Raw genomic sequence first — 425 nt, forward strand, 5'->3', positions numbered from 1 at the left:
TGAGAATCGAAGTAAATTTCTGGTAAATCGTCAAAATCAAAAAAGTCGACTGCCTTGGTTTCGTGAGGATCAAATTGTGGCGTTCCCTCTTTGACCTTCGTTACCAAATAAAAAGGTGTAAGGACCTGAGTCTGATCGCCATTTGGATATTTGAAAAATTCTTGATCGAAATTCTTCAAAAATTTACAATCTAGAATTTCAAAACCAGCATCTTCTTTAAACTCGCGTTTAAGAGTCTGTTCAATACTTTCTCCATATTCCATATAACCGCCAGGAAGACCCCATCCACCTGTGTCGGCTCTTTCCTGCAACAGAATCTTTCCTCCCTTAACATAAGCCGCACCCACACCAACCATAATCAAAGGCATATGGCCGACCTTCTTACGAATATCTTTTATGTAATTAGCCATAAACCAATTATATTT

The 425-nt window shown here is 38.4% G+C and carries 1 protein-coding gene; it reads right to left on the minus strand.

The features are described 5' to 3' along the window. Positions 1 to 410 (minus strand): NUDIX hydrolase (locus tag KH893_RS12450; protein ID WP_281166357.1); only part of this gene is annotated, 410 nt, incomplete at its 3' end. Positions 411 to 425: the final 15 nt, after the last annotated feature.

This window comes from Liquorilactobacillus sicerae, assembly GCF_029916425.1.
GTDB classification, from domain to species: domain Bacteria; phylum Bacillota; class Bacilli; order Lactobacillales; family Lactobacillaceae; genus Liquorilactobacillus; species Liquorilactobacillus sicerae.